The following is a 20375-nucleotide window of genomic DNA, read 5'->3' on the forward strand; positions in this document are numbered from 1 at the left end:
AATAAGTTCCTCCCTACCGCTATGATTAAACCACGGTCATTCTTAACGCAGCATAGGAAATGCCCGGCAGCTCAATGGTGCAATTGCCGCGGAACGTGCCCTTCAGCCGTTCAACCCGCATGCCCCACGTATCCACTACATCTACAAAATAATCGTTGCCCTCAGGCAAGCTCAGCTCCCAATACGACGGACGGCTGACGCCAAAATAAACCCACAGGCAGCTTCGCTCCGCCTCTGCCCTGCCAAGCTCCGGCAAGCTTTCTTCCATCAGCTTCCGAAGAAAGGCGATCCGCTGCGGACTTTCCCCCACCAAGGTGCCTCCGCTGGAAACCCATGAGCCTCGCCCGAACACTTCACCATGGGCAGCATAACCGCCCCGCACCATGCACTCCCAGAAGCGCCGGACCATTTCCTCGCCTGAAATATTGCCCCAGCGCCGTTCCGCCGTGCCTTCGTAGCAGCATTCGTCCAACACAACCGGTTTACGGTGTGTCTCGAGCCAAGCGCTTGTTAAGGAAGGCTCCCAGTGCTGTACGCTTTGATGGGTTACCCAAGGCTTGGAGTAATCATAGGTGGCGGTCCGGGTATAATCATACATTTTCGTCCCGTTATGGATAGAACGCAGATGGTTGTACGGATCATGCCGCTGGACAACGTGGAACAGCCGGTCCCAATCCTCCATCGTCTTATGCTTGTTGAAATCGAACTCGTTGGCAATCGACCACCATACATTGCGGAAGGAGCCCAGCCGGGCAAGCACGTAACGGATATAAAAGTCCTCCGTCTCCGCCTCCAGACGCTCGAACCCCCACACGTCCCGGTCATAGGGGTGGAACAGGATCAGGTCCGCTTCCACGCCGAGCCGAAGCAGATCGTCCAGCCTTTTTTCCAGATGGGCAAAAAAGTCCGGATTCATCCGGTTCACATCCGCTCCCTCCGACAGGCTGCCTGCAAAAGCAAGCGATGGAGGGTCCATATCCCCTGTCGGCAGCACACAAATGCGAACTTTATTGAAAGGAGACTCCGCCAGGGACGCGAGCGTCGCCTCTTCCTTGGCCTCATCGCCATGGTGACACCAATGGTACAATGTCGTGCCGAAGGGCAAATAGGCCGTACCGTCGGCATATTCAAAGCGGTACCGGTCTTTCACGCGCACCGGACCGTGGTTCCCCGGTTGAGGAGGCACAACCTCAAAGCTCCCCTGCAGTCCATCCAGCTCCGCAGAGCTGCTTGCCACGGTATATGTCCAGGTCCCTTCTGCATCCGGCATGAACCGAAGCTTGTAGGTTCCCTCTCCATTGTAAAAGCCGTCGGCTTCCACAGAGCGGCTGCCATGCCGGAACACCCCGCGCAGCGTGACCTCCCGGTACGGGTTGCCTTCCGCGGGTCCGTCAAAGCTGCGCTCGAACCGCCCCCAGCGTTCTACGGGCGCTGAAGCCCGGCTTGCTTCCTCGTTACGCATCTTCATCCTCCATCTTCCATGTTCACCTAAATGAAATTGTCGTTATCCTCGGCCTGACGGCGCAGCGCGTCCGCATCCTTACGCAGCGGACCCGCGGAGGAGCCGCCATCCAGCCGTTGAACCCGCAGCGCATGCCAAGGACGCGCAGGCAGGCGGATATCCAGCTTTTCCCCATATATTTCAGGAAGCGGTTGAATCGTCATGTTCCATGCATCGATAATCTCCACCAGATAGCGTCCTTCAGGCACGCGCAAGTCTTTGGAGGGATAATGATGAATTCCGAAATATTGCAAATAGTACCGGCCGTCTAGCCCAATGGTCGCGGCATCGTAAAATTCAGGCATATAGTGAAGCTCGCTTGGCGCTTCATTTAACAAGGCACGCAGAAACGCGATGCGTGGCTGCACCTCTCCACCAAGCTGTTCTCCGTGCGTGTGCCAGCTGCGTCCTTCCGTCCGCAGCAGCATTTCGCCATGCCCGGCATAGCCGCCACGGCAAATGCTTTCCCACAGCCGGTGCATCAGCTCTTCTCCCGGCAGACTGCCCCACAGCGTCGGCGCATTTCCTTCGCAGCCGCATTCGTCTGCAATGACCGGCTTCCGATGCAGCTTGGCGGCATATGAGGTCTGGAACGCTTCATGCAGCCGGAGACTGACGTGTGAGATCCGATGATCCCCATAGTTCATCAACAGATTCGAACTAAACAGAGTAAGGAGCCGTCCGTACGGATCGGACTCGTGAAGCAGCTGAAGCAGCGTGTCCTGAAAAGCGTATTGCTCCGCTGGAGCCTGGAGCGACCACCACACATGACGGTACGCCGAGAAACGGACTGCAGCAAGATGAACGGATTGCAGCGTTTGCGCTGTATTTTCGCTGCACTGCAGCACCAGCTCGGCCTCCAGCCCGATATCCATCAGCTCCCGGAGAAACCGGTCCAATGTATCGTACGCAGCAGCTGCGGCGGGCACATACAGCCGAACCTTCGTAAAAGGCGCCCCCCGTAGTGCCGCTAAGGTCTGCTCCTGATACTCCTCCAGCCAGCCATATTGGCAGGTCGTACCGATTGGTACATAAGGGGTTCCATCGGCATAGGCAAAATGCCGTTCGTCCAGCACCCGGACCGGGCCATGATTGCCCGCACCAGGCGATGTACATTGAAGGGTTCCCGCAGGCAAGGAAGAGAGCCTATCGGCATCAGCAGACGAGGAAAAGCCCCCTGTTATCTCATAACGCCAATCTCCTTCCTCGTCGGGCATGAACCGGACCTTCCATGTTCCATTGCTGTCAAGATAAGGAGCCGCTTCGATGCTTCGGCTTCCATGGGTGAATAGGACGCGGTATCTAGGTCCTCCCGGTGCCGGTAAGCTCATCCCATCCATCCCGAGGTCCGACAACGCGCTCCCTTCAGGGAGACCAAGGCCAGCCAGACTCAGCTCTGCCATATTCCAGCGTTCCACTTGAAGAGGCTGGGAAGATTGTATCGATTCGTCTTTCATCGGGTTTCACTTTCACCTCGTTTGCTATCCTGATTGTGGTTCTTTCCTATGAAATGACAGCCGAAACCGCCGTCTTCCAACCGCCATAGTAACGCTCAGTCAGCCCTTTATCCATCGCTGGGACGTACATGACCGGCTCCCGGGACAAGGTAAGAAGCTGCTCCTTGCTGCTCCAGAATCCGACGGTCAGACCCCCGATGTAGGCGGAGCCAAGAGCCGACAGCTCCGTCATGACCGGCTTTTTCACCGATGCCTGCAGCAGATCGGCCTGGAACTGCATCAGAAAGCGATTGTCCGCCGCGCCCCCGTCCGCCCTGAGCTCCCGGAGACGGATGCCGGATTCGGCCTCCATCAGCTCTACCGTATCGCGTACCTGGTAAGCGATGCTCTCGAGTGCGGCACGGATGACGTGCCGTTTGTCGCTTCTCCGGCTGAGCCCCATCACAGCGGCTCTCGCTTGGGGCGACCAATAAGGCGCTCCCAGGCCGACGAATGCAGGGACGACATACACCCCTTCGTTGTCTCCGAGCGAAGCAGCCTGCTTCTCGGCTTCGGCATAGTCGGTGAAGAGCCCTAATTGATCACGGACCCATCTCATGCAGTCCCCTGTGCAATGAATAATGCCCTCAAGCGCATAATCGACTTTCCCATCGAGGCCCCAAGCCACGGCCGTCACTAAACCGTTGCCGGGCTGGGCGGCCAGCACCGGTCCGATGTTCATCATGACCGAGGTGCCGGTCCCGTAGGTGGCCTTGGCCATGCCGGGCGCGTGGCACAGCTGGCCGAACAGTGCGGCCTGCGAATCCCCGATAACGCCGGTCACTGGGACCCGCCCGTCGAACAAGGCAGGATCGGCCGTCCAGCCGTATACTTCGTTACTTGACTTGACTTCGGGCAGCTGCAGACCCTGAACACCGAACAGCTCAATTAACTCTTGATCCCACTGCAGCGTATGAATGTTAAACAAGGAAGTGCGGCTCGCATTCGTATAATCCGTAGCATGCACCTTGCCGCCGGTCAGCTTCCACAGCAGCCAGCTGTCCATCGTACCGGCCAGCAGACGGCCTTCTGCCCGACGTCTGCCGGCGTTGGATTCCGCTTCCGCTTCCGCATGATCGAGAATCCACCGGAACTTGCTGGCGGAAAAATAAGGATCGAGCACAAGGCCTGTTTTTTCCTGAATCACAGGCTCCTTGCCTTTGAGCTTCAGCTCCTCGCACAAGGCCGCCGTTCTCCGGCATTGCCATACAATCGCATTGTATACCGGCAGGCCGGTTTCCCGGTCCCACACCACTGCAGTTTCCCTTTGATTCGTCACCGTCAAGGCAGCCAGCTGCTCAGGCGACGTTCCCGTCTCCTGCAGTACCCTCTGCACGGCCTGGAGAACATTCCCGTAAATTTCCATCGGATCATGCTCTACCCATCCCGGCTGTGGATACTGCTGTTTATGATCCAGCGCCGTTTTGCCGAGGATCGAGCCGGATTGGTCGAATAGCAGCGCTTTCGTCCCTGAGGTGCTTTGATCTATCGTTAAAATATAGGATTTACCCATCAGCAGCCGCTCCCTCGCTTATTCGGTCGACTGAAGCAGGCTGCGTGCGACACTGCACAGCTGCTCCGTATGAATACCGTAATGCCGGAACACTTCGGCGGTATTGCCCGTAACGGCCGGTTCATCCGGAATGCCGATAATCCGCATGGGAACGGGACGATGCTGTATAATGACTTCGGCAACGGCAGCCCCCAATCCTCCATGCACGCTGTGCTCTTCCACCGTAACAACGGCTTTCGTCTCCTCCGCCGCCCGGATGATCGCCTCCCGGTCCAGAGGCTTGATCGTGTGCATATTCAGCACCCGGCAATGAATGCCTTCCTGCGCCAACGCCTCTGCAGTGTCCAATGCGACACGCACCGTTTCACCGGCGGCGATCAGGGTCAGGTCACTACCCTCCCGCATCGTAACCGCTTTACCGATTTCGAACGGATAGTCGTCCGAAGCATAAACATCCTGCACCGGATTACGGCCGATCCGTACATAGACGCCGCCCTCATGCTGCACCAAGGCTTCCGTCATTTTTTTCGTCTCGTGGCGGTCCGCAGGCAAAATAACCGTAAGCCCCGGAATCGCACGGGTCACTGCAATATCCTGGAGTGAATGATGAGACATCCCGAGCGCCCCGTAGCTTACGCCCCCGCTAATCCCAACCAGCTTCACGTTCGTCCCGGAATAAGCAACGTCAACCTTCACCTGCTCGATCGCTCTCATGCTGAGAAAGCACGCCGGAGAGGTTACCCAAGGTTTCTTCCCGCAGGACGCGAGACCGGCGGCGATGCCGACAATATTTTGCTCGGCAATGCCTGTTTCCACGAACTGCTCGGGCAGTTCCTTCACGAACGGCAGCATCGAAGCCGAGCCTCTCGAATCGCTTGCCAGCACCAGAATATCCTTATCGGACCGTGCGAGATCCAGCAGCGTTTCACACAATGCCTGACGATTGGCAACCTTATTCATGGATAACCACCTGCGCTTCCTTGGCTAATTCATCCAACGCTTGCGCAAGCTCCGCATCGCTCGGCACATGATGGTGCCAATGCGGAACATTCTCGGCAAACGAGACTCCCTTTCCTTTCGTCGTATACGCCATGATCAGGGTCGGCTTGCCGGCAGCCGTCGGTGCGGCATGCAGCGCTGCCGACAGCTCGCTGACATCGTTACCATTCAAAGCGACGACATTCCAGCCGAAGCTGCTCCACTTGTCCTCCAGCGGCTCCAGACCCATCACATCTTCCGTGCTTCCGCTGATTTGCAGCTTATTCCGATCAATGATACCGATAACATTATCGAGTTTATAATGAGCCGCCGCCATGGCAGCCTCCCATATGGACCCTTCGGCCTGCTCTCCGTCTCCCATCAAGGTGAAAATACGGTAGTCCTTGCCGTCCATTTTGGCGGCCAGGCCCATGCCTACGGCAACGGACAGCCCATGCCCAAGCGCGCCTGTATTCATCTCAACACCCGGCACCTTGTTGTTCGGATGTCCGATCAACCGCGAACCGAATTGGCTGAACGTTTGCAGCTCTTCCTTCGGGAAAAAGCCTTTATCCGCAAGAATGCAGTACAACGATTCCACCGCATGCCCTTTGCTCGCGATAAACCGGTCCCGATCTTCCCATTTCGGATTGCACGGATCCACCTTCATGACATCATAGTACAAGACCGTTAAAATATCGGCGTTGCTTAAAGAAGACCCGGTATGTCCTGTCTTGGCACGGTGAATCATCTGGAGCAGATCCATCCGGATTTGCGCCGCTTTTTTTCTAAGATCCACAGTATTCATCCGCCACTCCTCCTTCATCTTTATTTCCAGTCAGTGCCGCGCAGCCAAGCTTGAATTTCGCTTTCCGTCGGATCAACCGGATCGGGCTTCAGCCCGGGAATATAGTTGCAGGCTTCGTACAAAGCCGGGATGACATTTTCATGAATGCCGACCGAGTGGTGAACATAGGGCCCTTTGACCAGCTTTTCTTCCCACAGCGGCCAGTCGTTCACCTCCACCCATACGTATGAGCCCCGTGTATATGGGCCTTCGATGCCTTTGGCGCGTCCCAGGAAAATGGAATATTCGCCATGATCCCCGTCAAAGCGGGCCAGTGTCATCTCGCCTCCGCGGATCTCCCCTTCATGCGTACCCGGCGAATGATCGTCGAACAGGAAATGCTTGCGCAGCTGCGGCTTCTCCTCCACGCTCAGCGAGACCGGGAAGTTACCGCAGTGGAACAGCAGCTCGCCGTTCGGGTTATCCGGGTGGCGGATCGTCAGATCGGCGAAAAAGGTCGGCTTCGTGTTCATTGAGGCCGCCTGCACCATAATCGAGGTGATCGCGCCATGAATGTCCGTTTCACAGGTAACCGGAATTTGCTCATCCGTGAGGAGCGCATTCGCCAGGCACGGCATGATGCCCATCGCATCCTGCAAGGAGGACCAGCACTGGATCGCGATGGCTGTGCTGGCGGTTTTCTCCGCGTACTGCTTCATCGCCACCTTAAGCGCCGCGATTTTCGTAACCGCCTCTTCCCCTACCTCGGCATAATCCAGATGCTCTTTGATATACGCTACAGCCGCTTCAAGCTCTGCACCGCCTTTGGCTTCCGTCCGTTTGGCCGCATTCTTGATATCCTCCAGCGTGATCGGATAAATCTCGATGCCGAATCTTTCCAGCAGCTCGCCTTCGTTGCACATCATCGTCCAGAAGGACGCTGGCCTTGGGGCGATCTGCAAAATGCGCAGACTGCGGAACGCCTTCACCACATTGGCGGCTGCTACGAAATTACGGAAGCCCCGCTCGAACACCGGATCGTCCACCCGGGTGTTCGTAATGTAAGTGAACGGTACGCCGAACCGGCGCAGCACCTTGCCGGTGGCGAACAGGCCGCACTGCGTGTCACGCAGCCTCATCCCGTCCGCAAGCGGCGCCTCGTCCCGCGGTCCCCACAGCAGCACCGGCTTCCCCAGCGCCTTGGCTACACGGCCAACCATGTCCTCGGTTCCGAAGTTGCAGTGCGGGAAAAATACCGCATCCACCTCTTCCCGCTGAAAATGCTTAATAACTTCTTCCGCATTGTACAAATCGTCATAAAGCAAGCCTTCTTTATTCAATCTTTCCAAATCGACGATATCGATGTCCAGTCCGAAGCTTTCCATCTTCTCCCGGATCAGTACCTTATATTTGAACGCATCCTCCGCGCTGAATACAAATCGTCTTGTAGGCGCATAGCCCAGCTTCAGCTTCCTCATTCAACAAAGCCTCCTTATTATTGTTCTTCCCCGACTGCGACCGCCCTGATAGCCATATACGGCGCGGCCGGCAAATCAACGCGCGACAATCCCTTATAAGTCCCCTCCAAAGGGGTTACCTTCATATTCCATGTATCGATAATATCGATACGGAAGGACTTCTCCTCCGGGAGCGGCAGCTCACGGTACGCCGGACAGTGAATCCCGAAATATTGCAAATAATATTCGCCCTCGACACCAAGAGTTGGCGCATCCCGCAGCCGGTCGATCGGTTCGGCATGCCCTGGGGCCTCCTCGAGAATCTGTCTCAGGAACGCGATTCGCGCAGGACTCTCACCCCGCAGCTCGCCCCCTTTGGACCACCATACCACCTCTTCGGAATTCAGGAACGTTTCCCCATGACCTACGGAGCCGCCCCGCGCAAAGCCGTCCCAGAATCGTGCGGTCATCTCCATGCCGGTAATATTGCCCCAGCGCTGCGGCAGATTGCCCTCATAGCAGCATTCGTCCACCACGACCGGCTTGCCGTACTGCTTCAGCCAGGCATTCGTAGGCGACAGCTCCCAATACTGCATGCTGACATGAGTAACCCATGGCTTGCTGTGGTCATACAGGACTAGGGTCGATGGATCGTACATTTTTGTGCCGTTATGGATGGAACGCAGATGCTGGTACGGATCGCTTTCCTGCACGATGCGGAAAAATCGGTCCCAATCGTCCATCGTTTTCGTCTGCATGAAATCAAATTCGTTGGCAAGCGACCACCAAATATTGCGGTAGGCGCCCAGGCGCGCGATCAGATACCGCAAATAAAAGGCATCCGTCTCTGCGTCCATCCGGTCAAAGCCCCAATGTCCCTTATCATAGGGATGGAACAGGATCAGGTCGGCTTCAATGCCCAGCTCCTGCAGCTGAACAATACGCTGTTCCAGCTGTTCATAATAGATAGGATCCGGACGGGTCCAATCAAATCCTTCCGCCTGCGATCCTTCAAAAGGAAAGCGTTCCGGCTCATTCGTATTAAAGCTGTAGCGCTTCGGAAAGACGCACATCCGGATTTTATTGAAGGGGCCTGTGCGCAGCGATGCCAGCGTCTGCTCCTGAATCGCCGCCTCCTGATGCGTCCATACATAGCAGGTCGTGCCGAACGGACGGTAAGGCGTGCCGTCTTCATAGGCAAAATGGTACGCCGACCGTACCCGGACCGGCCCGTGATTACCGGCGGATGCCGGAACACAGGAGAAGCTGCCTGAAGCTCCATTCAGCTCCTCCCTGCTGCTGCTTACCGAATAGGACCATTGGCCTTCGCTATCGGGCATAAAGCGGATTTTGTATTGACCCTCGCCGTTATAAAAGCCTTCCACCTGCACAGTCCGGTGCTTATGCTCAAAGCGGGCGGACAGCTGCACGTCCTGGAACGGATTTCCCTCGGAAGGACCTGCAACCGTAATTTCAAAAAGCCCCCAACGCTCGACCTCACAAGCATTTTGCTGATGTTCGTTTCCCAACACGGGTCACCCCTAACGATTTTATTTAGCTAGCCTTTAATACCTGAAGTCGAGATGCCCTCGACGAAATATTTTTGACAGCTGAAGAAAATGACCAGACTCGGCACGAGCGACAACACCGACATGGCGAACAGGACACCCCAGGCCGATTCACCGGACGAATCCATGAATAGCCTTAATCCGAGCGGAATGGTGTAAAGTCTTGCCGTGTTTAAATAAAGCAGCTGGCTGAAGAAATCGTCCCATGTCCAGATGAAGGTAAAGATGGCTGTTGTGATCAATGCGGGTAAAGCAAGCGGCATCACGATCCGCCAATAAATTTGCACCTTGCCGCAGCCGTCGATCGTGGCCGACTCATCCAGCTCCCGGGGCAGACCTCGAATGAACTGTACCATCAGGAAGATGAAGAAAGCATCGGTCGCAAGCCACTTCGGTATGGTCAACGGGTAATACGTATCCACCCAATTGAGCTGCTTGAACAGCAGGTACTGCGGAATGATCGTCACATGATGCGGCAGCATAATCGTCACCAGCATGATGGAGAACCAGACCTTTTTCCAGGAAAAATCAAGACGACCGAACGCGTAGGCCGCCATGGAGCAGGACAATAAATTGCCCAGAACACACAGGATCGAAATAATAAAGGAGTTCGTGAAAAAGGTGATGAAAGGCACCCTTGCGATTCCGGCCCAGCCCTTGATATAGTTGTCCAGCGTCACTTCCTTCGGCCACAGGCTCAGATCGGTGAAGATCAGGTTCGACGGCTTGAACGAGCTGCTGATCAGCCACAGGATCGGGTACAGCATAAAGACGCCGAGGACGAGAATCATGGCATGAAGCAGCATTTTTTGAATCCGGTTCGACTGAGCCATCTTACTTCCCCCCGTCCCCGTAATGCACCCAGAACTTGGATGATCCGAAAATAATTGCGGTAAACAATCCGATAATGACAAGCAGCACCCAGGCCATCGCCGAGGCATAGCCCATTTCATAGAAAGCGAAGCCCTTCATATATAAGTACAACGTGTAGAACAGAGTAGAATCCATCGGCCCGCCAAGCCCGCCGCTTATAATAAACGACTGGGTAAAGGCTTGGAACGAGCCGATCAGCTGGATGACCAGATTGAAGAATATAACCGGCGTCAGGAGCGGAATCGTAATGTAGAAAAACTGCTTGATTTTGCTCGCTCCGTCGACCTGGGAAGCCTCGTAGAAGTCCATCGGAATTTGCTTCAGTCCGGCGAGGAAAATGATCATCGATGAGCCGAACTGCCAAACCGAGAGCGCCACGATAGAATACAGCGCATAGTCGGGGTTGGCGACCCAATCCGGCGCGTGAATGCCGAACAGCAGCAGAAACTTGTTCACGACGCCGGAGGCGCCGAATATTTTGCGCCAGAGCACGGCAATGGCGACACTTCCCCCGAGCAGGGTCGGCAGGTAGTAAAGCGTCCGGTAAAAGCTGAGGCCGCGTAAGCCCCGGTTCATCAAAGAGGCGACCAATAGCGCGAAGGCCAGCTTTAGCGGCACCGATGTAAATACATAGATGAACGTCACCTTCAAGGATGTGAAATAACGGGGATCTGCTGTCCACATGGTTTTGTAGTTATCCAGACCAACGAACTCCGGCGGCGTCATGACGTCGAACTTCGTCAGGGAATAATAGAAGGAATTGATCATCGGCCCTACGGTCAAGGCAAACAGCCCGATGAACCATGGCAGCAGAAACAAATAGGCGATCGCATTTTTTTTCCAGAGCTTTACTATATAGGTACCGACCGTTGCGGCTGTACGTTTGTTGTTCGTGACGGCTACCCGATTCATATGCCCACCCCTTATGATTGCGAGAATGTACTCCTCTTGCTGCTACGGCAGCTTTCCTACTTCTTGTTCACAACCTTCTCTGCTGCGGACAGCACTTCCTGGGAAGCGTTCGGAATCGTTTCTTTACCGAACAGCACCTTCTGGCTCATGTTGATCAGCGTCGTTTCAAATTCTTTGCCGTTCGGAATTTCGCGGTCCGGCGTGCGGGAATTTTTGGCGGCAAGATCGATATAGTCGTATACCTTCTTATCCACAGGGGTCGCTTTAGCCTTCAAAGCTTCACGTACCTTGGAGGAGCCTGGCACCCCGCGCTCACTGCCCAGCACCATTGTTGCTTCCGGATCGTTCACCATGAAATCAATAAACATGGCCGCTTCCTTCGGATTTTTTGTTTTGGCGTTGACGCTCATGAATTGGCTCGGCTGCAGCCACAAGCCTTGCTGCGCTCCGCTGCCTCCGGTCGGCGGCAGAACGACTTGAATTTCATCCTTCATCGCTTTCTGGTACGCGTTCAACTGATTGGACCAAATCAAATGCATTGCCGTCTTGCCTTCCACGAAGGAGGAGTTCTCCGGCGCTTCGGTGTAAGCTGTCGTGAACTCCGCCGGAGGCGTGCTGCCTGCCTTGCGGTAGTTGTCCCACATCGTGAACCAGTAGGCGATTACATCCTTATCCAGCCCTACCTTACCGTCCTTGTAAAGCGTCTTGTTCGATTGGCGGGCGAAGTAGTTCAAATAGAGAGGAAGCTTGGATTCATCCACCGCGCCGTAATAACCTTTGCCCAGAGCCTTAGTCAAATCCTGTGCGTATTTGCCGTATTCCTCCCAGGTCCATTGCCCGCTAGGCGGCTTCAGACCGGATTTTTTGATCAGCTCGGTGTTGTAAGCGATACCGTAAGCGTTCGAGCCAAGAATGATTCCGTACAGCTTCCCGTCCATTCCGCCCGAATCAATATTTGATTTGTCAAAGTTCTCAATATGAATTTCTTTACCGATGTAAGGGTTGATATCGAGCAGCGCCCCGCGCGCAACATAGTCCGGGTAGTTGTTGCCGAGCTGAATCAAGTCGGGAGCATTGCCGCCCGCAATCTGTGTGTTCAGCTTATCGAAGTAACCGTCGCTTCCCATATATTCGCCGTTTATTTTAATGTTCGGGTATTTCTTCTCGAACAGCTCGATCACTTTCAATGTGGCATCATGACGTGCCTGTGCGCCCCACCAAGTCATGCGCAGCTCCACTTTCTTATCGGCTCCGCCCGCTGCCGTTCCGTTCTTGGATTCGGCAGGAGCGCCTCCGCCTGGTGTGCAGGCCGACAGCATGGCAGTTAAAGCGACAAAAGTAATCAGAGCCGTACCTTTTCTTGTTTTCTTCATCTTCATTTGCCTCCCTTTTTAATCGAACTAAACTTATTTACCATTTTAATTAGCCAGCCAACAAGCAGAAAACCTCTCTCTGTAAACGCTGTCATTTCTCGGTTGTTAAGCTGCACCGGCCCCCTTCTTTACTGCTTCTAAAGCTTTTTTATCCTGTTGAAGCGTGAAAGAACGAGCACTCGGCAGTTCGCGGCCCTTCTTTCCTCTTCACCCAGATCATACCATCCGTTTTCTAAACCAGTCAATACATTTTAGTAAATTAATTTATTAAATATGACTAAATCTATCTAAACAATTTAGTGATTTCTATGTAAAACGGAGTCATTATGGGGCGAAACCACTCTGTTTTTGTTTAAAAACGTAGCTAAAACTGCTCAATTCCGTAAAATGCGAATTCATGCTTGTATTCTATATGAGGTCATAGTAAACTAAATTTGTTTAGTTCAGTTGCAATTCGCTACTCCAAAGGAGTGTCACCCCTGATGAAAATTAAAATGGAAGATATAGCCAAGCTGGCCAACGTTTCGAAATCTGCGGTCTCGCTTGCCCTGAGCGGCAAACCAGGCATTAGCGAAGAGACCCGCAGCAAAATATTGCAGATCGTCAAAGAGAACGGCTACCTGCCCAGGGCTATGGTAAGAGCAGACAAGAAGAACAGCGTGTCCAACACGCTTCGGTTCGTTGCATGCACCAATTCCGGCATTGTGCTGGAGCAGTTTTACAAGCAGCCCTTCTTCATGGAGCTGATTCACGATATCGAGGAGCAGTGCCGTGCCCGAGGGTACTCTTTGTTCTTTTCCTCCGTGCCGACCGAACAGCTGGAGGACGCGATCCAAACGATGGAAAGCGAGAACGAATCGAGCGGCATGATTTTGCTAGGGACAAATTTGACCCAGGGCCAAATTGAGTTTATTGCCCGAAAGCAGCCGAACCTCGTCGTTCTGGACACCTGCTTCGAGACGTTGAACGTTAATTTTATCGTCATGAATAATGTAATGGGCGCTTATCAGGCCGCGAAGCATTTGCTGGAGCTTGGCCACCGCCGTATCGGCTATGTAGAATCGAACTCCCGCATGTATAACTTCGATTCGCGCCGCCGAGGCTTCCTGCAGGCATTGGAGGAATGGAATGTCACGCTTGACGAGGCGCACCATTTCTCCGTGTCCCCTACCGTTGTATCGTCACAGGATGATTTTAAGCAGCGGCTGCTGGAGCTCAAGGGACAGCTGCCTACGGCGCTCTTTTGCGAATGCGATTATATCGCTATCAGCGTCATCAAGTCATGCATCGAACTCGGCATCCGCATCCCCGAGGAGCTGTCCGTCATCGGCTTCGATAATATTCATGAAGCGACCATCATTACCCCCGAATTGACGACCGTTCATGTCGAGAAAGGTACGATCGCCGAGCTGGCGGTTTCCAAGCTGCTGGATATCGTCGAGCAGGAGGATAAGGTGAAGATCAAATCATTTATCGACACACATCTGGTCATCCGCAATTCGTGCAAAGCCGTCGATCTGAGCGTGAGGGTATAACAAAGGAAAAAGCATGGACGCGAAATCGAGGCCACTGAAAAACTACGGCTGCATGGACGGATCGTTCTATCGACGCTTACGCTTCTTCAGAACGATTCCGTCCACTCCGCCCGTTTTTCAATGGCCTCAACGAAATCCATGCTTTTTGTATGCAATTCAAGCCTCCAGCCGGCCAGAGAGCGGCCCGACTATAAGAGCTGCAAGCGTGCCCTCCTACGCCAAACTGTCCGTCAGCCGACGATAAGCCTCGGCCGTGAGAAGACTGGCAAGCGCCTCATCCGCATCCCCGGCCACTTCAACCTCTACAACCCAGCCCGCACCGTAAGGCTCGCCGTTCACCAGCTCCGGGGAATCCAGCAGCTTATCATTGACCGCCGTAACAGTGCCGCTCACCGGACTAAACAAATCCGACACGGTTTTGACCGATTCAATCGTTCCCAGCGATTCCCCTGCCGCAACTTTTGCTCCAAGGCTCGGCAGCTCTACGAAGACGATGTCCCCAAGCTCCTGCTGGGCAAAATCGGTGATCCCGATTTTCACAGATTGTCCCTCGCCCTTCTCCGCCCATTCATGCTCCTCCGTATATCTCAAATCCGGTTGAATGCGACTCATCAGCGAGCCCCCTCCTTTGTTCACTTCAATGAAGCCTATATGTTCATTGTACGCCGGGACAAATGGAAAAAGACAAAATGTTGTTGACATCCGTTTGTCCCACAGCGTATTAATGAAACTATAGAGGGCTGGTGATTCCACTGTCCCCTAACGGAGGTGACCCTCATGACCGGGTTGAAAAAAACGCCGTTATTCCCACTATATGCCGGGTATCCCGGTGTCCGCTGTATCGATTTTGGAGGCTGGCTCCTTCCGGTTCAATTCTCGGGTATTCAAAAGGAGCATGAAGCCGTTCGTCAACGGGCCGGCCTGTTCGATGTTTCGCATATGGGTGAATTTCTGGTCACGGGACGGCAGGCCCAAGCCTTTGTACAGCGGATCACTACCAATGACGCAGCCCGTTTATCCGACGGTCAAGCGCAGTACTCCCTAATGTGTTATGGAGACGGGGGCGTTGTCGACGATTTGCTCGTATACCGGCTGAAAAAGGACCGATACCTGCTCGTCGTGAATGCATCGAATATCGATAAAGACTGGGCCTGGCTGCAGGACCAGCTCATCGACGGGGTGACGCTGGAAAACCAGTCCGATACGACCGCCCTTCTGGCGCTTCAAGGACCGCTCGCAGCGGATATTCTAGCTCGCAGCTCCGAAGCACGGGCGGTGCAGCTGCCGCCGTTTCATTTCCTTCATGAGGCCTCAATTGGCGGTACCACGGCCCTAATCTCCCGCACAGGCTATACCGGCGAGGACGGCTTCGAGCTCTACCTTCCGGCGGAGGCTGCCGTCACGGTCTGGAACGCGCTGCTGGAAGCCGGGGAACCGCTCGGCCTCGTGCCCGCCGGTCTCGGCGCACGCGATACGCTTCGCTTCGAGGCACGGCTGCCGCTGTACGGCCAGGAGCTGTCGCCGTTCATCTCGCCGCTCGAGGCGGGACTGAGCCCCTTCGTCAAGCTGGCGAAGGGGGAGTTCATCGGGCGCGAAGCGCTGCTGGAGCAGCAGGCGAAGGGCATTCCGCGCAAGCTCATAGGCATTGAAATGCTGGAGCGCGGCATTCCCCGTTCGCATTACCCCATCTATGCCGACGGTCAACTCATCGGCGAGGTGACGACCGGGACGCAATCGCCGACACTTAAGCGGGCGCTTGGCCTGGCGCTGGTCCAAACCGCATTTTCCAAGCACGGCACCGAGTGCACGGTAGACATCCGCGGCAATCGGCTGAGGGCTGTTGTAGTCCAAACTCCCTTTTACCGCAAAAATGCGAGCACCCCTTAAATGTTATCCATACCACTTCCACTTCCTCCATCTGACCCCATCGTCCCTATGCCTGTATAAGCATCTTCCCAACCTTCCATTCCCACCATGCCTATAAGGAGTGATTCGTCGATGAGCACTTCCCACCGTTATTTGCCTATGACCGATAAGGACCGGACCGACATGCTGAAAACCATCGGCGTCGAATCCGTCGAAGCCTTGTTTCGCGATATTCCCGAAGCGATCCGCTACAACGGAACGCTGCCGATGTCCGGTCGGCTGGATGAAAGAGCGCTGCTCCGGCATATGAAGGGGCTTGCCGAGCGGAATGCAGACACGGAGCAGTATACAAGCTTTCTGGGGGCAGGCATTTATGACCACCATGTGCCTGTCGTCATTCAGCATCTGGCGTCACGCTCTGAATTTTATACGGCCTATACGCCGTATCAGCCGGAAATTAGCCAAGGCGAGCTGCAGGCTATTTTCGAGTTTCAGTCGTACATTTGTGAGCTGACCGGCATGGCGGTAGCTAATGCCAGCATGTACGACGGGGCTACGGCCCTCGGCGAAGCGGGTGCTTTGGCCTGCTCAGCTGCACAGCGGAAGCGTCTTGTGATCTCCCGAACGGTCCATCCTGAGGCTCGGGAGATGGTGCGGACCATGGCCCGGGGCTTGAATTTGCAGGTGACCGAAATCGATTACGCCGACGGCGTAACGGATCTCGACAAGCTGCAGGCCGCCGTACGTGCGGAGGATACTGCCGCCGTTCTCATTCAATCGCCGAACTTCTTCGGCTGCATCGAGGACCTTCAAGCGATAGAGCCGATCATTCACGGACAAAAGGGACTGCTTGTCGTAAGCACGAACCCGCTCTCCCTCGGACTTCTGGAAGCCCCGGGCCGGCTCGGGGCCGACATTGTGGTGGGCGATGCCCAGCCGCTCGGCATCCACCCGGCGTTCGGCGGGCCGACATGCGGTTTTTTTGCGGTCACTGAACCGCTCATGCGCCGCATCCCCGGCCGCATCGTCGGGCAAACCGTGGACCGGGACGGCAAGCGCGGCTTTGTCTTGACGCTGCAGGCCCGGGAGCAGCATATTCGCCGGGAGAAGGCGACGTCGAACATTTGCTCCAACCAGGCGCTGCTTGCCTTGTGCGCATCGGTTTATTTGTCCGTCATGGGCAAGCAGGGGCTGCAGGAGGCTGCCGCACTAAACTGGCATAAAGCCCATTATGCCGCCCGTGAGCTTTCAACAAAGCTGAACGGTGCGGCGCTTCCGTTTCAAGCACCCTTTTTCAACGAATTCGTGCTGAAGCTTCCTCTGGAAGCGGACTTGCATCAGCTGAATGAACAGCTGCTTGAGGCCGGCTTTATCGGGGGATTGGACCTTGGCCGTCTGTATCCCGAGCTTCATCAGCACCTGCTGGTTGCCGTTACCGAGAAACGGACGAAGGACGAAATCGATGCTTTTACAGCCATATTGGGGGAATGGTTATGAAACCGGACAAAGCGCTTATTTTCGAGCTGAGCCAGCCGGGGCGCGTCGCTTACTCCTTGCCTGAGTGCGATGTCCCTGAAACCGACCCGTTGGAGACGATCCCGGCGCATCTGCTTCGCAGCGTCCCGGCACAGCTCCCCGAGGTCTACGAGGTCGATGTGATCCGGCATTACACAGAGCTGTCCCGACGCAACTTCGGTGTGGACAACGGCTTTTATCCCCTTGGCTCCTGCACGATGAAATACAATCCGAAGATTAATGAAGATACCGCCCGATTCCCCGGCTTTGCCGCCATTCATCCGTACCAGCCCGAATCCAGTGTTCAAGGCGCACTGGAGCTTATGTTCACCCTGCAAAACGATCTGGCTGCGCTCACCGGCATGGACGAGGTCACGCTGCAGCCTGCGGCCGGCGCCCATGGCGAATGGACCGGGCTCATGATGATCCGGGCGTATCACGAAAGCCGCGGCGAGCAGCGAACTCAGGTTATCGTCCCGGACTCATCGCACGGCACGAACCCGGCCAGCGCCACGGCAGCCGGCTTCCGTACACTGACGATTCCGTCGAACGAGCGCGGACTCGTCGACCTCGAAGCGCTGCGCGAAGCTGTGGGGCCGCAGACCGCGGCACTCATGCTCACGAACCCGAGCACCCTTGGCTTATTCGAGGAACACATTGTAGAGATTGCCGCTATCGTTCATGAGGCGGGGGGACTGCTCTACTACGACGGCGCCAATTCCAATGCGATTATGGGCATTACCCGCCCGGGCGATATGGGCTTTGACGTCGTGCATTTGAACTTGCACAAAACGATGAGCACCCCGCACGGCGGAGGCGGGCCGGGCTCAGGTCCGGTCGGGGTGAAGACGAAGCTGATTCCTTTTCTTCCTAAGCCCGTTGCAGCCAAGCGGAGCGACGGCACCTTTTATCTCGATTACGAACGTCCCCATTCCATCGGCAGGGTGAAGGCCTACTACGGCAACTTCGGCATCCTCGTCCGTGCCTACACCTATATTCGCACCTATGGGCCGGAAGGGCTGCGGCAAGTATCCGAATGCGCCGTTCTGAACGCAAACTACATGATGCACCGGCTGGCCCCTTATTTCGAGCTTCCTTACCCCGGCGTCTGCAAGCATGAATTCGTGATGTCCGGGCGCAGCTTGAAAAAATACGGCGTCCGGACCCTGGACCTCGCCAAACGGCTGCTGGACTTCGGCTACCATCCGCCGACTATTTATTTTCCACTCAATGTAGAGGAATGCATCATGATCGAACCGACGGAGACGGAAAGCAAAGAAACGCTGGATGCGTTCATCGACACGATGATCCGCATTGTCAAGGAAGCGGAAACCGACCCCGGCCTTCTGCTGAATGCCCCTCATGGGACAGCCGTTCGGAGGCTGGATGAAACGACCGCTGCACGCAAGCCGGTGCTGAACTGCTCGTGCGGCGGGTAAGTCCGCCCTCTCTAATCTACTTGTGTCCAATAACAAACAACCTCCGGCTCGTTCTGTCTTTACGACAGCATCGAACCGGAGGTTATGGAGGGTATGCATACGGACAAGCTGCTGCGCTTATCCTTGTTGTTGTTCCTGCCAAGCCTCAGCCTGATTTCGCCTCGCTTAAGGAAGGGTTCGCCGATGAAGGCTGCTGCCCTGCTGCAGGATTTGCCCCTTGCCCTTGTTCTTGCTCTTGCTCTTGCTCTTGCTCCAGATCTTGTTGCGCTTCCTTCTTCTCGGAACGGAGCAGCAGCAGCCCCAGGAGCGCAAACAGCGCAGCGACTCCGAGAATGAGCTGCATGGACACGCTGTTCATGAGTGCAGTGCTCAGCAGCGGCCCAATCGTCCCCCGAATGCCGAACAGCATCAAATGAAGGCCGAAGACGACCGCCTCTTTGCCTTTGGCAATGCGGAACACATACGTCAGACAGCCGATATCCCAAATTGCATCGCCAAAGCCCTGAAGACCTCCGGCAATAATCGCAGCCGGATAATTCCCGACAAAGCCATACAAGAGCGGTACCAGCACATAACCGAGAAATCCGAACGTCAGCGCCGTCTTGGGGGAATAGCGGTCAATGACCCAGCCCATGGTCAAGTAAGCCAGAAACAAGCACGTAAAGTACGCTACACGAATGTAACCGATTTCCAGATTGCTTAAATTGAGCATGGAAACCTGGATAATAAAATACAACGGATTGGCCAGCAAATTCCCGAAGCCCGCCAATGTCGTGGCGGATAAGAACAGCACCAGGGCTTTATTCCCTTTAATTAGCTGCAGCTGCTTGAAAAACGTCATTCTTTCTTTTCGGGCCGCTTTGGCCTTGGAGACCGCCTCAGGCTCCAGCTCTTTTACCCGCTGGAAACACAGAATGGACAGAATGCCCAACACAGAGGCTGCGATGATAATCTCGGAGCTGCCTCTATGGTCTATCCACAGACCGACAAGGTACGCCATCGGGATCATCAATATGCCCATGACCACGCGTACATTTCCCATCAGCCTTCCCCTCAGCGAAGGAGGGTAGATTTGCGTGATCACCGCTGCATAGGCCGGAGCCTGAATGCCCATCAACAGCTGAAATACCAGGGCTACGGTCACGAATACCCAGGGCGCCGTGAAAAAAGCCGGAACCAGAATTAATGATCTGGCGATCAGTTGGGGGATGACCACGTAAGGCTTCGGATTCCCCCGCTCCACAAGTCCCGCCCACAACGGCGAGAAAAGCAGCCCGATGGCCGGGGCCGCGGTCAGCAGGCCAACTTGAAAATCACTTGCGCCATTGCGAATCGAAATCGGCACATAAAATTGGTTAAACACCACGTTAAACAAGCTGAACAATGCGGCCCCGAATAAATCCCAGCGAAAATTGTGCCAGGTGGTCTGATTCAACTGCAGCCCCAAAAAAGTAACGTACCTCTCTGTTTTCATTCGGCGTCCGGCTCCTAGTATCGTCAGGTTAACTTCGTAAAATGGATGAATTCTTAACTAGAATCCCACTTTTGTTACCGAAGTTCAA

At 55.1% G+C, this 20375-nt stretch carries 16 protein-coding genes; 4 read left to right on the forward strand and 12 right to left on the reverse strand.

The genetic code is table 11. The features are described 5' to 3' along the window. Positions 1-25: 25 nt before the first annotated feature. Genes CF651_RS04900 through CF651_RS04945 form a run of 10 tightly spaced genes read right to left on the reverse strand, consistent with a single transcriptional unit; the run spans position 26 to position 12458 of the window. Positions 26-1462 carry a DUF5060 domain-containing protein gene (locus CF651_RS04900; protein WP_094013738.1) on the reverse strand — a complete coding sequence of 479 codons (1437 nt, stop codon included), beginning with the start codon at positions 1460-1462 and terminating at the stop codon, positions 26-28. A 26-nt stretch (positions 1463-1488) separates the two neighbouring features. After that, the gene (locus CF651_RS04905) at positions 1489-2958 is read right to left on the reverse strand and encodes a DUF5605 domain-containing protein (RefSeq protein WP_094013739.1); all 1470 of its coding nucleotides are present in this window, start codon (positions 2956-2958) and stop codon (positions 1489-1491) included. A 46-nt stretch (positions 2959-3004) separates the two neighbouring features. Further along, positions 3005-4510, reverse strand: a complete 1506-nt coding sequence (gene glpK, locus CF651_RS04910) for a glycerol kinase GlpK (protein WP_179232689.1) — start codon at positions 4508-4510, stop codon at positions 3005-3007. An 18-nt stretch (positions 4511-4528) separates the two neighbouring features. After that, positions 4529-5470: a transketolase family protein gene (locus tag CF651_RS04915; protein ID WP_094013741.1), complete on the reverse strand. Its 942-nt coding sequence runs from the start codon at positions 5468-5470 to the stop codon at positions 4529-4531. Further along, positions 5463-6296: a transketolase gene (locus CF651_RS04920; protein ID WP_094013742.1), complete on the reverse strand. Its 834-nt coding sequence runs from the start codon at positions 6294-6296 to the stop codon at positions 5463-5465. The genes CF651_RS04915 and CF651_RS04920 overlap by 8 nt, the downstream gene beginning before the upstream one ends. Before the next feature lie 20 nt (positions 6297-6316). Continuing rightward, on the reverse strand, positions 6317-7753 hold the full coding sequence (locus CF651_RS04925; RefSeq protein WP_094013743.1) for an L-fucose/L-arabinose isomerase family protein: 1437 nt from the start codon (positions 7751-7753) through the stop codon (positions 6317-6319). A gap of 17 nt (positions 7754-7770) precedes the next feature. Continuing rightward, positions 7771-9261, reverse strand: a complete 1491-nt coding sequence (locus tag CF651_RS04930; RefSeq protein WP_094013744.1) for a DUF5060 domain-containing protein — start codon at positions 9259-9261, stop codon at positions 7771-7773. Between the two features lie 29 nt (positions 9262-9290). Beyond that, positions 9291-10133 (reverse strand): carbohydrate ABC transporter permease, encoded by an 843-nt coding sequence (locus CF651_RS04935; protein ID WP_094013745.1) that lies wholly within the window; start codon positions 10131-10133, stop codon positions 9291-9293. Between the two features lies 1 nt (position 10134). Then, positions 10135-11085 carry a carbohydrate ABC transporter permease gene (locus CF651_RS04940; RefSeq protein ID WP_094013746.1) on the reverse strand — a complete coding sequence of 317 codons (951 nt, stop codon included), beginning with the start codon at positions 11083-11085 and terminating at the stop codon, positions 10135-10137. A 56-nt stretch (positions 11086-11141) separates the two neighbouring features. Continuing rightward, positions 11142-12458 (reverse strand): ABC transporter substrate-binding protein, encoded by a 1317-nt coding sequence (locus CF651_RS04945; RefSeq protein WP_094013747.1) that lies wholly within the window; start codon positions 12456-12458, stop codon positions 11142-11144. Positions 12459-12940: 482 nt separating this feature from the next. On the opposite strand from CF651_RS04945, the gene CF651_RS04950 reads away from it, so the two are divergent. Then, positions 12941-13993 (forward strand): LacI family DNA-binding transcriptional regulator, encoded by a 1053-nt coding sequence (locus CF651_RS04950; RefSeq protein ID WP_094013748.1) that lies wholly within the window; start codon positions 12941-12943, stop codon positions 13991-13993. 213 nt (positions 13994-14206) lie between these two features. Here the strand turns inward: CF651_RS04950 and gcvH are convergent, their stop codons facing one another. Beyond that, positions 14207-14605 (reverse strand): glycine cleavage system protein GcvH, encoded by a 399-nt coding sequence (gene gcvH, locus CF651_RS04955; protein ID WP_094013749.1) that lies wholly within the window; start codon positions 14603-14605, stop codon positions 14207-14209. Positions 14606-14770: 165 nt separating this feature from the next. On the opposite strand from gcvH, the gene gcvT reads away from it, so the two are divergent. The 3 genes from gcvT to gcvPB all read left to right on the forward strand — a co-directional run bounded on the left by gcvT (position 14771) and on the right by gcvPB (position 18813). Then, positions 14771-15880 carry a glycine cleavage system aminomethyltransferase GcvT gene (gene gcvT / locus CF651_RS04960; RefSeq protein ID WP_094013750.1) on the forward strand — a complete coding sequence of 370 codons (1110 nt, stop codon included), beginning with the start codon at positions 14771-14773 and terminating at the stop codon, positions 15878-15880. A gap of 111 nt (positions 15881-15991) precedes the next feature. Then, positions 15992-17356 carry an aminomethyl-transferring glycine dehydrogenase subunit GcvPA gene (gcvPA, locus tag CF651_RS04965; RefSeq protein ID WP_094013751.1) on the forward strand — a complete coding sequence of 455 codons (1365 nt, stop codon included), beginning with the start codon at positions 15992-15994 and terminating at the stop codon, positions 17354-17356. Continuing rightward, positions 17353-18813 carry an aminomethyl-transferring glycine dehydrogenase subunit GcvPB gene (gcvPB, locus tag CF651_RS04970; protein ID WP_094013752.1) on the forward strand — a complete coding sequence of 487 codons (1461 nt, stop codon included), beginning with the start codon at positions 17353-17355 and terminating at the stop codon, positions 18811-18813. Before gcvPA ends, gcvPB begins: the two co-directional genes overlap by 4 nt. Before the next feature lie 145 nt (positions 18814-18958). On the opposite strand, the gene CF651_RS04975 is transcribed toward gcvPB, so the two are convergent. Further along, on the reverse strand, positions 18959-20287 hold the full coding sequence (locus CF651_RS04975) for an MFS transporter (protein ID WP_094013753.1): 1329 nt from the start codon (positions 20285-20287) through the stop codon (positions 18959-18961). Positions 20288-20375 lie beyond the last annotated feature (88 nt).

The sequence above is a fragment of the Paenibacillus rigui genome (assembly GCF_002234615.1).
Lineage (GTDB): Bacteria > Bacillota > Bacilli > Paenibacillales > NBRC-103111 > Paenibacillus_S > Paenibacillus_S rigui.

What these genes read in the sequence shown, in the direction of transcription:
- CF651_RS04900 (WP_094013738.1), bottom strand. Translation starts at nt 1,462, where the DNA reads ATGCGTAACGAGGAAGCAAGCCGGGCTTCAGCGCCCGTAGAACGCTGG.
- CF651_RS04905 (WP_094013739.1), bottom strand. Translation starts at nt 2,958, where the DNA reads ATGAAAGACGAATCGATACAATCTTCCCAGCCTCTTCAAGTGGAACGC.
- glpK (WP_179232689.1), bottom strand. Translation starts at nt 4,510, where the DNA reads ATGGGTAAATCCTATATTTTAACGATAGATCAAAGCACCTCAGGGACG.
- CF651_RS04915 (WP_094013741.1), bottom strand. Translation starts at nt 5,470, where the DNA reads ATGAATAAGGTTGCCAATCGTCAGGCATTGTGTGAAACGCTGCTGGAT.
- CF651_RS04920 (WP_094013742.1), bottom strand. Translation starts at nt 6,296, where the DNA reads ATGAATACTGTGGATCTTAGAAAAAAAGCGGCGCAAATCCGGATGGAT.
- CF651_RS04925 (WP_094013743.1), bottom strand. Translation starts at nt 7,753, where the DNA reads ATGAGGAAGCTGAAGCTGGGCTATGCGCCTACAAGACGATTTGTATTC.
- CF651_RS04935 (WP_094013745.1), bottom strand. Translation starts at nt 10,133, where the DNA reads ATGGCTCAGTCGAACCGGATTCAAAAAATGCTGCTTCATGCCATGATT.
- CF651_RS04940 (WP_094013746.1), bottom strand. Translation starts at nt 11,085, where the DNA reads ATGAATCGGGTAGCCGTCACGAACAACAAACGTACAGCCGCAACGGTC.
- CF651_RS04945 (WP_094013747.1), bottom strand. Translation starts at nt 12,458, where the DNA reads ATGAAGAAAACAAGAAAAGGTACGGCTCTGATTACTTTTGTCGCTTTA.
- CF651_RS04950 (WP_094013748.1), top strand. Translation starts at nt 12,941, where the DNA reads ATGAAAATTAAAATGGAAGATATAGCCAAGCTGGCCAACGTTTCGAAA.
- gcvH (WP_094013749.1), bottom strand. Translation starts at nt 14,605, where the DNA reads ATGAGTCGCATTCAACCGGATTTGAGATATACGGAGGAGCATGAATGG.
- gcvT (WP_094013750.1), top strand. Translation starts at nt 14,771, where the DNA reads ATGACCGGGTTGAAAAAAACGCCGTTATTCCCACTATATGCCGGGTAT.
- gcvPA (WP_094013751.1), top strand. Translation starts at nt 15,992, where the DNA reads ATGAGCACTTCCCACCGTTATTTGCCTATGACCGATAAGGACCGGACC.
- gcvPB (WP_094013752.1), top strand. Translation starts at nt 17,353, where the DNA reads ATGAAACCGGACAAAGCGCTTATTTTCGAGCTGAGCCAGCCGGGGCGC.
- CF651_RS04975 (WP_094013753.1), bottom strand. Translation starts at nt 20,287, where the DNA reads ATGAAAACAGAGAGGTACGTTACTTTTTTGGGGCTGCAGTTGAATCAG.